Annotated in this window: 12 protein-coding genes; 2 read left to right on the plus strand and 10 right to left on the minus strand. The window is 47.4% G+C overall.

Annotated elements, in window-relative coordinates; translation table 11 throughout:
* Positions 1 to 3 precede the first annotated feature (3 nt).
* Positions 4 to 972, plus strand: coding sequence for an ABC transporter ATP-binding protein (locus NKT06_RS27275; RefSeq protein WP_253442840.1), 969 nt, complete (start codon positions 4 to 6; stop codon positions 970 to 972).
* Positions 973 to 1,068: 96 nt separating this feature from the next.
* Positions 1,069 to 1,746: a succinylglutamate desuccinylase/aspartoacylase family protein gene (locus NKT06_RS27280; RefSeq protein ID WP_253441025.1), complete on the plus strand. Its 678-nt coding sequence runs from the start codon at positions 1,069 to 1,071 to the stop codon at positions 1,744 to 1,746.
* 90 nt (positions 1,747 to 1,836) lie between these two features.
* Here NKT06_RS27280 and NKT06_RS27285 read toward each other — a convergent pair whose 3' ends face one another.
* The 10 genes from NKT06_RS27285 to NKT06_RS27330 all read right to left on the minus strand — a co-directional run bounded on the left by NKT06_RS27285 (position 1,837) and on the right by NKT06_RS27330 (position 12,594).
* Positions 1,837 to 2,238, minus strand: coding sequence for a MerR family transcriptional regulator (locus NKT06_RS27285; RefSeq protein WP_253441027.1), 402 nt, complete (start codon positions 2,236 to 2,238; stop codon positions 1,837 to 1,839).
* 26 nt (positions 2,239 to 2,264) lie between these two features.
* Complete coding sequence (locus NKT06_RS27290; protein ID WP_253441029.1) at positions 2,265 to 3,761, minus strand: alpha/beta hydrolase family protein; 1,497 nt, start codon at positions 3,759 to 3,761, stop codon at positions 2,265 to 2,267.
* Positions 3,762 to 3,841: 80 nt separating this feature from the next.
* Positions 3,842 to 5,404, minus strand: a complete 1,563-nt coding sequence (locus tag NKT06_RS27295) for a glycoside hydrolase family 32 protein (protein ID WP_253441031.1) — start codon at positions 5,402 to 5,404, stop codon at positions 3,842 to 3,844.
* A gap of 42 nt (positions 5,405 to 5,446) precedes the next feature.
* Entirely contained in the window at positions 5,447 to 6,274 is an 828-nt protein-coding gene (locus NKT06_RS27300; RefSeq protein ID WP_253442843.1) for a carbohydrate ABC transporter permease, read from the minus strand.
* Positions 6,274 to 7,158, minus strand: coding sequence for a carbohydrate ABC transporter permease (locus tag NKT06_RS27305; RefSeq protein WP_091019202.1), 885 nt, complete (start codon positions 7,156 to 7,158; stop codon positions 6,274 to 6,276). The genes NKT06_RS27300 and NKT06_RS27305 overlap by 1 nt, the downstream gene beginning before the upstream one ends.
* Before the next feature lie 147 nt (positions 7,159 to 7,305).
* The gene (locus NKT06_RS27310; protein ID WP_253441033.1) at positions 7,306 to 8,634 is read right to left on the minus strand and encodes an ABC transporter substrate-binding protein; all 1,329 of its coding nucleotides are present in this window, start codon (positions 8,632 to 8,634) and stop codon (positions 7,306 to 7,308) included.
* A 161-nt stretch (positions 8,635 to 8,795) separates the two neighbouring features.
* Complete coding sequence (locus tag NKT06_RS27315) at positions 8,796 to 9,776, minus strand: LacI family DNA-binding transcriptional regulator (RefSeq protein WP_253441035.1); 981 nt, start codon at positions 9,774 to 9,776, stop codon at positions 8,796 to 8,798.
* Between the two features lie 92 nt (positions 9,777 to 9,868).
* The gene (locus tag NKT06_RS27320; protein ID WP_253441036.1) at positions 9,869 to 10,312 is read right to left on the minus strand and encodes a FixH family protein; all 444 of its coding nucleotides are present in this window, start codon (positions 10,310 to 10,312) and stop codon (positions 9,869 to 9,871) included.
* A gap of 19 nt (positions 10,313 to 10,331) precedes the next feature.
* A complete protein-coding gene (locus NKT06_RS27325; RefSeq protein ID WP_124118173.1) occupies positions 10,332 to 10,781 on the minus strand; it encodes a disulfide oxidoreductase in 450 nt (149 codons plus the stop codon).
* A 190-nt stretch (positions 10,782 to 10,971) separates the two neighbouring features.
* Positions 10,972 to 12,594, minus strand: a complete 1,623-nt coding sequence (locus NKT06_RS27330) for a copper amine oxidase N-terminal domain-containing protein (protein ID WP_253442846.1) — start codon at positions 12,592 to 12,594, stop codon at positions 10,972 to 10,974.
* Positions 12,595 to 12,800 lie beyond the last annotated feature (206 nt).

Here is a 12,800-nt window from a genome sequence, read left to right on the forward strand (position 1 = left end):
AACATGATCACAGCACGGCATCTGCAAAAGGAATTCAAGACCCCTGTTATTCGCGAAGGACATTTCTCTGGGTTACGTACGTTATTTTCACGTGAGTATGTGTCCAAGGAAGCGGTACGCGATATCAGTTTTGATATCGGCCCAGGTGAGTTTGTGGGCTACATCGGTCCGAACGGGGCTGGCAAATCTACCACGATCAAAATGCTGACAGGTATCCTGCACCCCACCTCTGGCGAGGTACGGCTTGACGGTATGAATCCGCATCAGGACAGGCGCAGAACCGTTGGTCGACTCGGCGTTGTGTTTGGCCAGCGCAGCCAGCTCTGGTGGGATCTGCCCGTGAAAGATTCATATGATATTCTGGCCGAGATGTACGGCGTCCGTACCGAGGACAAAAAGAAACGGCTGTCCCAGTTCGCGGAGTTGCTGGACCTTGAATCGTTCTGGGCCACGCCTGTCCGTAAGCTCTCGCTTGGACAACGCATGCGTGCGGATCTCGCAGCTTCCATGCTGCATGATCCGGAACTGCTTTTTCTCGATGAACCAACGATCGGACTGGATGTGAACGCCAAACGGAACATACGCCAATTTCTACGTACATTAAATGAGGAGTTTGGCAAAACGATTTTGCTGACCACCCATGACATGGACGATATTGAGCAGTTATGCAGTCGGGTGATGGTGATCAATCACGGTCAACTTACATATGACGGCTCAATCCCTTCTCTGCGTGACACTATCGGTCTGCCGACACTTATCCGAGTTACGTATCGGGGTTCATTTCATATGCCTGATACCATACCGTCCGCCATTCAGATCACAGGAGTGGAAGGGCAGATTGTCACTGTCGAAGTTAACAGGAAGGAATGGAGCACGATGGACATTCTGAAGCAGCTTGAACAATGGGGCGAGATTGAAGATGTAGAGATGAAGGAACCCGATTTCGAAGATATCATCCATCGGGTGTATTAGTTGGCCCATTTTGTGGGGAAATAGGATCAAGACCTGTTCTTACGCCGTTACATGAAAGAGGGACATGGCGTACTGTACTATTGGAGGTGAAGCGTCATGCTTGTGACCAAACATGTCCTTGCAGCATCCAGCGTACACGCGACTCCCTATTTCATCGTACGTGGCATGATGTCGGGACCGGTAATGTTCATTACATCCGGGGTTCACGGGAACGAAACGGCGAGCATGGCTGCTGCGCAAAAACTCGCAGATGATTGTGCTACAGGTCGTCACGCCATTCAGCGAGGGCTGTTAATTATCGTGCCACGTGTGAACCAGCAAGCCTACGCCAAAAAAATCAGAGGCAAGCCAGATCTGAATCGTACGTTTCCACGCCGTATGTCAGGCAAGGCCAAGCATCCGCTCGCTGCGGCAGTTTTTCGTTTGGCGCGTGAACATCAAGCCGACTGGTGGCTCGATCTGCATGAAGCCAACGGCCTGTCTCAACTGAGTTCGCGAGTGCTTGGACAGACGTTGATCACCAATCCCGGCAGTCGCACCATTCCAGCTTGCAGAAGAGTTATCGAACGGATGAATCGATCGATTGCCATTCGTGATCGTCATTTTAACCTCAAGCAGCATGAATTGCCGGGATCTGCCCGTACAGCGGCTTCAAGATTATTACAAGCCCGTTCTGTTACGGTGGAGACCTGTTGGAGTCTGAAGCGCGCGACCCGTATCAAGTATCAGACGGAGATTGTGCACCATTTTCTGCGTGAAGCGGGCATGTCATGATGAAGAACATTACAATAGAACTAAAAGAAACCTCGGACAGAGAGCGCCCAAAGTACATCTTAAGGCGCTCTTTGTCCGAGGTTTTACAGTTTATAACTCTTTCTTTTGCACCCTGAACGTTTGAATATAATTGTCGATATCGTCCTCCGGTGTATGCAACAGTCGTGCCAGATGAATCTGCATCTGTTCCAGATGGTCAATATGCTTCTGAATGTCAGCGATTTGGTCACGGACGAGTGTTTTTAACGTATCCTTTTCCATGTCTTCCTGGCTGAGCAGTTGCAGGGTCTCTTGTATCTCCTTTAAGGAATAACCCAGCAACTGGGCATCCTTAATGAACTTGATTTTGACCAGATAATCCTCGGTATACACCCGATATCCATTGGAGGAACGACGGGGAGCAGGCAGAATTCCACTATCCTCGTAGTAACGGAGGGTTGCCATACTCACACCTGTACGCTTGGCCAACATTCCTCTTGTCATGGTTTCCATGCCTCCCCCTCCACCCTTCTGCACACTTATTGTGCTTGTTCGTTGCGTATCTTGGTATATTTGGTATCATAAGTGACCTCAGGAAATGGAGATGCAGGGCCTTGCAATAACGACTGCTCCTCCCCTTTGAGATAACGGTCAAAGAATGCGAGCGCATAGGATCTTGTTATATCCACATTATGTTCTGGCGTCATGCCTCTGGCAAATAGTTTCGGGGAAATTAATGAAATATCCGTAAAGCTCTGATGGAAGAAATTCTCCACCGTCAGATAATAGGTATCATTCAGACTGCTCGTCATCACATGGTCCAGATCCGGCTCAAACTCAGGGTAGAACACATTATCTTTGGATGTCGCATTCGGATCGAAGCTTTTAGCCGTTTCACCAGACATGATGTACATAAAAGGTTGTTTTAATGATGTCTTGGAGACGCTGCCCCAGAAGCCGCCTTCCAGACTGAGTCCTGCATGTAAACGTTCATCCTGTGCGAGTGCTTCGGCTGTTGTAGCCCCGCCATAAGAGTGCCCCATAATGCCTGTATGATTCAGGTCAAGCCTGCCCTCCAGCACCTGATTGGGATCATTCCGGTTCCACTGTTCAAGCGTGTCGAGTACAAAACGTGCATCTGCTGCACGAATGCCTACCCCCTCCACATTATATTGATACAGTTCTTCTGACGTTGCAAATTCAGGTCCGGCTTCATAAGACACTTTACGCCCATCGGGGAAGGTAACGCGAGCTGAGGTATACGGATGATCCATACCTACAACAATATAGCCATGGCTGACCAGTTCCTCGACAGCAGTCATGCTCTGGAAACGGGCAGAACGGACACCAGGAGAGAACAGCACCACCGGATAAGAAGGGCTTGCGTCTGATATGGCTGCGCCTTTAACCACATGTGTCGGAATGGTATCAAGGTAGCTGAACACCTTGGGCGGGATACCAAATACCAGACTGATGGCTTCTCCAAGTTCAGCCGGGTAAGACTCAGGAGTTATCCCCTTGGCATCCTCCGGGTTCACTGGATACCACACGTTAATCATCAGTTCACGTTTGTCCCCGCTTTCGGGTGTAAACGTCTCTTCACGGGTTTCATCCACCAATTGTTGCGAAAATGTACCGATCGCAAACTGCCCCGTAGGATCAGGTATTGTAAATGCTGGAAAATACCAAGTGAGCAGTCCTGAGCCAGCGCCAGAGACCAGCGCTAGCATCGCAACCAGCGTAAGTTGAAGCCAAGAACGCCATTTCGGTTTCTGCTTCTCTGCAAAATGCCCAGTGACTCTGTTACGATACTCTTTCACTACCTTAATGATTAATACGATGAAGATTATGCCTGCAACAAGATACGTTGGCAGCAGCATCACGCGAAACGAATCTAATATACCGTGAAGCAGCAATGCTAATATCAAGGCAGCCGACATCCCTGCCGCAAGTTTCCGACGCTTTGAGTACATAGGTATACACAACGCTGCGCCAATCGTTACAAGTACCAGTATCCATTCAATTAGTTTCATCATTTATCCTCCAAACATTGTTGATGAAACCAGAATAAACCTTGAAGTATACTTCAAGGTCAAGGCTGAATTTCAGAAACAATTTATTGAGGAATTCGTATATCCCACTTGCGAAGTTCGGTCAATGTACACGTTCCGGACGCGAAAGCCTTAATACCTGTTGAGTTTGGCCCAGGATATATCCGCCCTGTCATTACCTGCTCTCCCTGCTGGATGAACAACTCAATGGAGCTGACATCCATAAAAATATGAAGTTCCAGTTTCCCGTCAAGCAGTTCCACTGTCGCAGCACGTTCTCCCCCCGGCCCTTGTCCGGCCCGCTCGCGATTTAAGCATAAACGACGCTGCTGCACATCATAGGAAATCACTGTTTCTTCATCCTCACCCGTGCGCAGCTTCAACCCGAATTGTCGTGCCTGTTCCGCTTCGAATACAGCATACATCTCGTAGCGGTCTCCGCTGATTCCAAGATCAAGATCATGTTCATCACCATTTAGATGTATACCATACTGCTCATTATCTTCCGATCTGTACTGTATAAGTTCGGGAAGCGGCTGGAATATCAATCGGTCTCCCCTACGAATTAGTTGTCTCGGCAAGGTCATCGCTCCAGCCCAGGCATGAGACTGTTGTGTCGGAATTTCCGTTTCCCACGTATCCATCCAGGCCACCATGATTCGTCGTCCCTGTGCATCCTCCATTGTCTGAGGTGCGTAAAAGTCGAAGCCACAGTCCAGCGGAACGTACTGCTCGTACTTCAGTACACCTTGGTCTTCATCCAGCGTTCCCATCATATAAACGGTCGAATGCAAGTTGCGATAGTTATCTCCCTGAGCAGGCATACGCTGCGGAGACATGATCAGCACATCTCGGCCATCCAGTGTAAACAGATCGGGACATTCCCAATTGTCACCAAGCGTTCCGTCACTCTGGGCCATAATGTTAACATAACTCCAATCCAGCAAGTCCGCTGAACGGTACAACAGAATGACACCTTTGCCCCCAGCATCATTCGATCCAAGGACGCAATAGTACACACCGTTTCGTTCAAACACTTTTGGATCACGGAAGTCCTTGGGACTGGTATGCGCTGGGATTTGATCCAGCCGAATGACCGGATTCATCGCGCTTTTGACAAAATCAATTCCATTGTCCGAGACAGCGATATTCTGTGTCTGCAAGTAATCGTTATCCTTGTCGGGTCCAGTCACGACATGCCCCGTGTACATCAGCACTAACTTGCCGTCCTGCACGATTGCACTTCCAGAGAAACAGCCTCCACTGTCGTAGCTCTGATCGGGTGCCAGTGCAACCGGCAGATACGACCACGTAACCAAATCACGGCTCACCGCATGGCCCCAGTGCATCGGCCCCCATACCGGTTCGTAGGGATAATGCTGATAGAACATATGATACATCCGACCAAAGTATATGAAGCCGTTGGGATCATTCATCCAGCCCACCTCTGGCATCAAATGATAGGCCATTCGATAGGTTGGATCAACCTGATGTCGATGTTCCTTGATATATGCGTTGGCCCGGGCGATTGTATAACTCTCCTTCGGGTGAGCCGAAGAACTCGTCAGTCCAAGGTCTGCCTCTTGCCTTGTGTCTATGTCCTGTTTCTGGTATCGTTCCTGGTTCATATGTCCTTCACTCCTGTCTCTCTCTATATCACCCAACTGAACTTATTTGATAGCCCCTTGCATGACCCCCTGAATAATGTACTTCTGCGCAAACAGATACACGATCAGTACTGGCAGCAGGGTCAAGACCAGACCAGCCATCAATGGACCGTAATCGACAGTGTATGTCCCATAAAAATAAAACGTGGACAGCGGCAGTGTACGCTGCTCGGATGAAGTCAGCACCAGGGAAGGCAGCAGAAAATCATTCCATATCCACAATACATTCAGCACGCTAATCGTTACGGTTGTTGGCAGTAACACCGGCAGTACGATTCGAAAAAAGGTTTGCACTCTGCCGCAGCCATCCATTAGAGCCGCTTCTTCAAGCTCCAAGGGAATACTTTTGATAAAGCCATGATAGATAAATACGGCGAGCGGACTGCCAAAGCCAATATACATGTAGATTAGCGACCACTTGTTATCCAGCAGGCTGAGCGATCCGTATATTTTAACCAGCGGAATCATAATAGCCTGAAACGGAATAATCATCGCAGCTACCATCAGGAAAAAGAGATACTGATTCACCTTGCTATTGTGACGAACAAAGTAATGGGCTGTCATCGCCGCAAAAAGAGCAATCAGCAATACACCTGCAATGGTTATGAGCAACGAATTGCTGAAGGCGGATACATATCCCATTTTGTCAAACGCATTGACGTAATTATCGAATTGAAAGGAGCTTGGCAAGCCCAGCGGATCGGAAGTAATTGCCTGGTTAGCCTTGAACGAATTGACGATGAGAAGTACAAACGGAAATACAAACAAAATCATCACAATGATTAATGCAATAAACTTCATCCAGTTGAGAATGCGCGATTGTCCAGCCATCATGCCTCGACCTCCAGTTTTTTGCTGAAATAAACCTGGAGCAGTGTGATGGCGGCTACAAGGATAAACAGCACAAAGGCTTCTGCCTGCCCCAATCCGTAGTCACGAGCAAGAAAGGCCTGCTCATAGACATGCATGGATACCATCTCGGTGCTCTTGAAGGGCCCGCCACTGGTCAGGGAGACGTTCAGATCATACACCATGAAACCCCGTTGCAGTGACAAAAAGATGCAGACAATAAACGAAGGAACCATCAGCGGCAATACAATGCGCGCCAGCATTTTCCGATTACTTGCCCCATCTATGCTGGCTGCTTCCATAACATCCTTCGGCACATTCATCAGTCCTGCAATGTAGATAACCATCATATAGCCGGCATACTGCCAAACAGTCACCACAATGAGTGCCCAGAACGCTTTATCCGGGTCAGCCAGCCAGGAGGTGGAAAACAGAGTGAGGTTCATTTTTTGTCCCGCAAAGACGAGTACCTGATTAAAAATAAACTGCCAGATGAAACCAAGCACGATTCCACCCACCAGATTCGGCAGGAAGAATCCGGCCCGAAACCAGCCCTGCGCCTTCATTCCCCGGGTCACCGCATAAGCGAGCAGGAAGGCAACCGCATTGGTCAGCACAACGGTAATAAATACGTACTCCAGTGTCATCCCGAATGATTTCCAGAACACGGTGTCCTTGAACACACCAATATAATTATCCCAGCCAACAAAGTTTTGATCGATGGCAATGCCATCCCAGTTCGTAAACGTCAAATAAATACCATACAAAAATGGAATAATCATCACTGTAGCAAACGCAAATAATGTTGGGCCAGTAAAGATCAGGCGGGTTCGCAGACGTGTCCATAATCCTTTTTCGGTCAGCATTGTCAACCTCCACTCTATCCAAATAATTAGCCTAACGGTTGTGCCGGAAACAAGTCGAACAGACCTCATGTGGAAGCTGTACATTCATCATTTCCGACGTACCGCAAGTCTCTCTCTATGTGCTGCTCAGGGCTAAAATGAATTCCTTTATTTCACGTTGCTCCAGTAAGCCTGAATTTCGCTGGCAAGTCCGGCACGGTCAATGACGTCAGCCAAGTATTTCTGCATGGATGCACCCAGTTTGGACCAGTGATCCGCAGGAAGTGTACTCATTGATTCCTCGATTTTGCCTGCCTTGATGTATTCACTAATGGACTTGCCAAGCGGATCGGTTGGCTCCAGTGTGATGTTGCTGAATGCCGGAATAATACTGGCTTGATTCACCAGGAAATCCTGACCTTTTTCGTTATAAACAATCCACTCCAAAAATTTCTTTGCCGCTTCCTGCTGCGCTGGTGTGCTCTTTTCCTTATCCAGCAATATTCGTTTGGATACGGCAGCAGAGATTTGCGTATTACCGAAATCATCCGCATTATTGCTCACAGGTACCGGCAGGAAGCCGTATTTTCCATCTGCTGTATCAAAGCTTGAAATTTGCGGCCATGCCCAGTTGCCCTGGAACCAAATGCCAACCTCACCCTTGCCAAGCACCTCAGGTCCACGCTCATAAGTTCCGGACAGGGGAGAAGCCTTGTCAATATTGTAGGTTTTCATCAGATCAAATGTATCTAACAAGCCATTAAACACGGCGTTGGAAGCAAGGTCCACTTGACCTGCCTTCAGATCAGTAATGAATTGATCCACCTTCGCACGGTCCGGCGACTGCCCACCATATGCAAGCCCCAGATAATGCGCACCAAGCGACCAATCCATCGGAGATACAATCAAAGGTGATTTTCCAGTAGCAGCGATCTTTTGGAACAGCTCATCAAGCTGTGCAGTGGTCTGTACAGACTTTGGATCGAATGTCCCACCTACCGCCTGATCCAAAACATTCTGGTTATAGATGAATCCATATCCTTCAATAGAGAACGGGAAGGCATAATTTTTGCCATCAAACGTTGTAGCCGCTGTGCTATTCTCCACAGCGTCCTTCATCCAAGACTCGGATGTGAGATCCAGAACACGATCCTTGAATTTCTCGACATCCCCTGTATCCAGCATCATCATCGTTGTAGGGCTGCCAGATGCATACAAAGCAGACGCTTTTTCAAACGGAGACTGTCCACTGCCTACAGGTACAATTTCAAGTGTGACATTTGGATTTTCGGCATGGAAGTCTTTAGCCGCTTGCTCCAGCTGAGTGTTAATTTCCGACTTGGAATTGAGCAAGGTGATTTTGACACTCTCACTGCTGCTCCCCTCCGAGGAGGAGTTGGACTCCGTCGCTGCTTTACTTCCACATGCCGACAATACAAGCATCATAATCAAAGACAATACCGATAATTTCATCATCCATCTCTGTTCTCTTTTCATCTTGTTATGGCCCCCGATCGATAGTTTAAAAGGAAACGCTTACAAATCGAATTATAATGTCAAAGGTTTGACATGTCAATCGTTTGACATATCGTTTTAAAAAAAATATTGCGCCTTGATTTTTTCGAGGCAAAAGGACAAATAGGAAAAAACGACCTTTATCAGGTCGTCTCTCTCTCCACTAAGGCAACTGGCAGAATATGCTCCATTCCGATCTTCTCTTCCGCGATCTGGCGCCGAATCAGATCAATCGCAAGCTTAGCCATGTCCTCCACCGGCTGCCTAATCGTTGTTATGCCAGGCACCGTATACCCTGCCGCACGACTGTCATCATAACCTACAATAGCGATCTCATCAGGTACCTTGCGCCCACCCAACACGATCTGCTTCAGCGCATGCACTGCCATCAGATCACTCGTTACAAACAGCCCATCCACCTCCGGGTGTTGTGCAAGCAGCTTATCCACCAATTCCGTATACTGATGCTGATCAAACACATTCAGATCGGTTTCATGAATCATGACCGGCTTGACTCCATGAGCCTGCAATGTATCAACGAAACCTGTCGTCCGGCGATTGGACAGCATTTGCAATTCCAAATTACCGCAAATATGTGCCAAATGCCGTCTGTTCTTCGAGAGCAGCAACTCAGCAGCCATAACCCCTCCCTGATAGTTATCCGATGAGATAAATGGGATGTCTTCACCGATCTTACGATCAAAGGTCACGATTGGGGAATGCAGGTTCATATACTCATCGACTTCCAGTGTATGACTTCCCATAATAATGCCATCCACGCGATTACCCTTGAGCATTTCCACATATTCACGCTCTTTGGAAGGGTCCATGTGGGAATTGCATAACATAATTTTAAATCCATTCTGGTATGCATGGTACTCGACATAGTTAGCCAGTTCTCCAAAAAACGGATGGGATACATCGGGAATAATCAAGCCTATAACATTGGATTGCTTACGCAGAAGAGAACGGGCAATTTCGTTGGGTCGATAGTTCAGTTCGTCCATGGTTTGATACACTTTGTCCCGAGTCTTCTGACTGATATATCCCCGGTTGTTTAATACACGCGAGACGGTAGTTACAGAAACTCCTGCCCTGAGTGCAACATCATGAATAGTTGCCATAACAGCCTCTTTTCCTACAACATTCTTCATACTGTTAATATTATAAACCTATTGCTAACCCTGATCCAAACCCTGGGTATCCGCCCGCTGCTTCATTCCGCTACAATTCTTGCTCTGGGCATGCTATGCATTGCTCCGTGCGTAACATGGACCTGTACGACATACGTGCCTGGTTCTTCAAAGGTATGCTGGATTTCATACAGCCCTTCCTCTGTCTCATTGGCAGTAATAGCCCCCTGATTCTCCAGTTCGTCCGCTGTCATCATACCTTGTTCCGGAGATACAGAAGGCGGATCATCAAGCTCATTCCAGACCTGAAATTGCACATTGTCGGCATGGCTTAACGGTGCATCTCCCTGTGTAAGCTTCACCTGCAACTGTATTGGTTTATGAAGAGTAGCCTTCTCCGGAACGACAAGTTTCACTTTGATCATCTCTGGCATCTCACCCGATTGTGACTGTTCCTCATAGGAGCATCCCACTGTCAGGAGGACCAGAACAATGAAGGGCATGAACCAACGAGCTTGTCCACTCATCACCATCTGTCCTTTCTTATCAAGAAGATTTTGGTGTTTTGCCGATACCCCAGAGCATCACAATGATGATAATAAAGGCAATCAGTGCGAGTAGTGGAATGGTGATAAAACCAAACCAGTTCAGATAATCGGTATAACACGGAACCTTGCCGCATGCAACGGCGTTGCCTGTAGCCGAGAAAATACGCTGGATCGTTACGTGATATAACGAAATGCCGCCCCCGACAAAACTAAGTGGGAGTACGTATTTCGTGATGCCCACGTCATCCTTGAAGTAAGCAATGCCCAGCAAGATGGTTAGTGGATACATGAATATACGCTGATACCAGCACAGATCACATGGTAGATATCCCTTGATCTCACTGAAATAGAGACTCCCCCCTGTTGCAATAACGGAAACGGCCCAAGCAACAAATAACCGGGTATCCACATTTCTCGCTGGACGCTCCGATTTTGATGATGTACTCATTCCTCTGTCCCCCTCTTCATTTTGCTTATACCAAATTATCATACCTCATTCTAGACTCCATCGGCTATCCCAGCTGTTATGTAGGTCATTACCCGATGATTATACCAAATATTTGAACTTTTGGGTGAAACCAAAAAAAGCTGCCGTATGGGGCAGCTCTTTATGGTTTCATCTTATTTAAATCTACCTATTACATGGATTTAGTCAGCGTAATGGAACCATCTTTTTGTGCCCATTTCACGTCCCAGTTCAGAAGTTCAGCAATGAAACGCAGAGGTACTTGCGTACGTCCATCTTTGTTGACAAATACCGTAGCACCCACGTTTTTCTTCACGCCGTTCACTTCCATAACGTTGTTGTTCACCCAGAATTCAAGGGTATCATCGCCAGCCATTACCGTTACTTGTTGTGCTTTTTTGTCCCATTTCACTGTTGCACCAATACCTTCACTTAAGAAACGCAGTGGAATGTAAGTTGTGTTTTTCCAGAGCACTGGTGTGGTGTCCATGTTGGTTGTTTTGTCGTTAATTTTCAGCATTTTGCTGTTCAGTTGCATCCACACCGTTGTCATTTCTGGCGCTGGTGCAGGTGTTGCTGGCTCTTGGAATTTGTCGTTAAATTGAGTCACAATCGCGTTACCCAAGGCTTGACCTACACCAAACATCACTTTAAAGCCTTCACGATTGGTTGTGTAAGAAGCATCATAGTTGCCTGCTGCATATTGATTCAATACGTTTTGCACTTGATTTTCATGTGTTGTCAGTGCTTGTTGTCCTGCTGCTTTTGGCAGATTGCCAGCTGTTGCCGAATCCAGGAATGTAGCGAATTCTGTTGTAAATCCGTCAATACGTTTCTCTACTGCTGCACGAGCCGCAGCATCGTTGTTTTTCACGGCTTTTACATAGTCGCTTTGCGCATTAACGTGATTGGTAACCCAAATTTTCTCGAAAGCATTGGCACCATCGTTACCGTAAACGGAAGCAATCGCTGCTTTGAAGTCAGCTGTGTTTCCAGCTTCAGCTGTAATCAGTGCGTTGGAAGCGGCTGTACGTCCATCGAACTCCTCTTGCATTTGCAGAGCCGAAAGCGCAAAGTGTTCGGAAGCCAGGTGGTTGAGTGCAGATCTCAGATCAGCTGCTTTGGTATCCGCTTTGGTATTTTGGAATTTCTCAGGCATTTGTGTAGTAATTGCTGTGGAAAGTGCCTTACTTACGTCGAACATTTCTTTGAAACCTTCACGATAAGCCTTGTATGCATCAGCGTAATCTCCAGCTACATACTCATCAAAAACTTTTTGCACGAGATCTTCATGTACTTTCAGCGCCTGTTTGGCTGCTGCTTTTGGCAATTTGCCTTCGGTAGCTGTGCTCAGGAACGTGGAGAACTCATCCACGAAACCGTTGATGTTTGCCTGTGCTTGTTTGATCCCAGCCTGGTTGCTCATTTTGGTTGCTTTCACCAGATCATCGGTGTATTTGTTATGAGCGCGGAAGATGCGTTCGAATTCTTTGGCACCTGCCTCACCATATAGGGAAGCAATCGCTGGTTGCATATCCAGTGCATTCTGGTCGAGTGCTTTGTAGGCTGCATCTGCATCTTTTGCTCCGTCATATGCTTTTGCCATTGCCGTTACTGCGAGTGCAAAGTGCTCGGACAGCAGGTGGTCCAGGTTTGCTCTCAAGTCAGCCGCAGGTGTGTTTACGGATGCTTTCATCATTGTCATTGGTGTCTGTGGGGCGGAAGCTGCTCCAGCGATCCCCGGCATCAACAGTGTCAAGCTAAGTACTGGTGCGATAAACTTCTTCATTTTCATTTTCATTACGTGTTCACTCCTCGATTATGTTTTGTGTATAATTTCTTTCCTCGTCGTCGTCTTCATAGGGTGTAACGCAGGGTTCACTAATCTGGATCACTCTGTGGGCAAAAAAAAACGCAGCCTTCAGTGAAGAAAGCTGCGAATGCCTGTTGTATCAAGGTTTTTTTGAATTAAAAAATAATAAAATTATAGTGATCTTTCTG

Source organism: Paenibacillus sp. 1781tsa1 (assembly GCF_024159265.1).
In the GTDB taxonomy this organism is placed as follows: Bacteria; Bacillota; Bacilli; order Paenibacillales; family Paenibacillaceae; genus Paenibacillus.

Bases quoted from the DNA above. Each gene is read 5' to 3' on its own strand.
- NKT06_RS27315 (WP_253441035.1), bottom strand. From the start codon at position 9,776: ATGGCAACTATTCATGATGTTGCACTCAGGGCAGGAGTTTCTGTAACT.
- NKT06_RS27290 (WP_253441029.1), bottom strand. From the start codon at position 3,761: ATGATGAAACTAATTGAATGGATACTGGTACTTGTAACGATTGGCGCA.
- NKT06_RS27295 (WP_253441031.1), bottom strand. From the start codon at position 5,404: ATGAACCAGGAACGATACCAGAAACAGGACATAGACACAAGGCAAGAG.
- NKT06_RS27305 (WP_091019202.1), bottom strand. From the start codon at position 7,158: ATGCTGACCGAAAAAGGATTATGGACACGTCTGCGAACCCGCCTGATC.
- NKT06_RS27330 (WP_253442846.1), bottom strand. From the start codon at position 12,594: ATGAAAATGAAGAAGTTTATCGCACCAGTACTTAGCTTGACACTGTTG.
- NKT06_RS27280 (WP_253441025.1), top strand. From the start codon at position 1,069: ATGCTTGTGACCAAACATGTCCTTGCAGCATCCAGCGTACACGCGACT.
- NKT06_RS27285 (WP_253441027.1), bottom strand. From the start codon at position 2,238: ATGGAAACCATGACAAGAGGAATGTTGGCCAAGCGTACAGGTGTGAGT.
- NKT06_RS27275 (WP_253442840.1), top strand. From the start codon at position 4: ATGATCACAGCACGGCATCTGCAAAAGGAATTCAAGACCCCTGTTATT.
- NKT06_RS27325 (WP_124118173.1), bottom strand. From the start codon at position 10,781: ATGAGTACATCATCAAAATCGGAGCGTCCAGCGAGAAATGTGGATACC.
- NKT06_RS27320 (WP_253441036.1), bottom strand. From the start codon at position 10,312: ATGAGTGGACAAGCTCGTTGGTTCATGCCCTTCATTGTTCTGGTCCTC.
- NKT06_RS27310 (WP_253441033.1), bottom strand. From the start codon at position 8,634: ATGAAAAGAGAACAGAGATGGATGATGAAATTATCGGTATTGTCTTTG.
- NKT06_RS27300 (WP_253442843.1), bottom strand. From the start codon at position 6,274: ATGGCTGGACAATCGCGCATTCTCAACTGGATGAAGTTTATTGCATTA.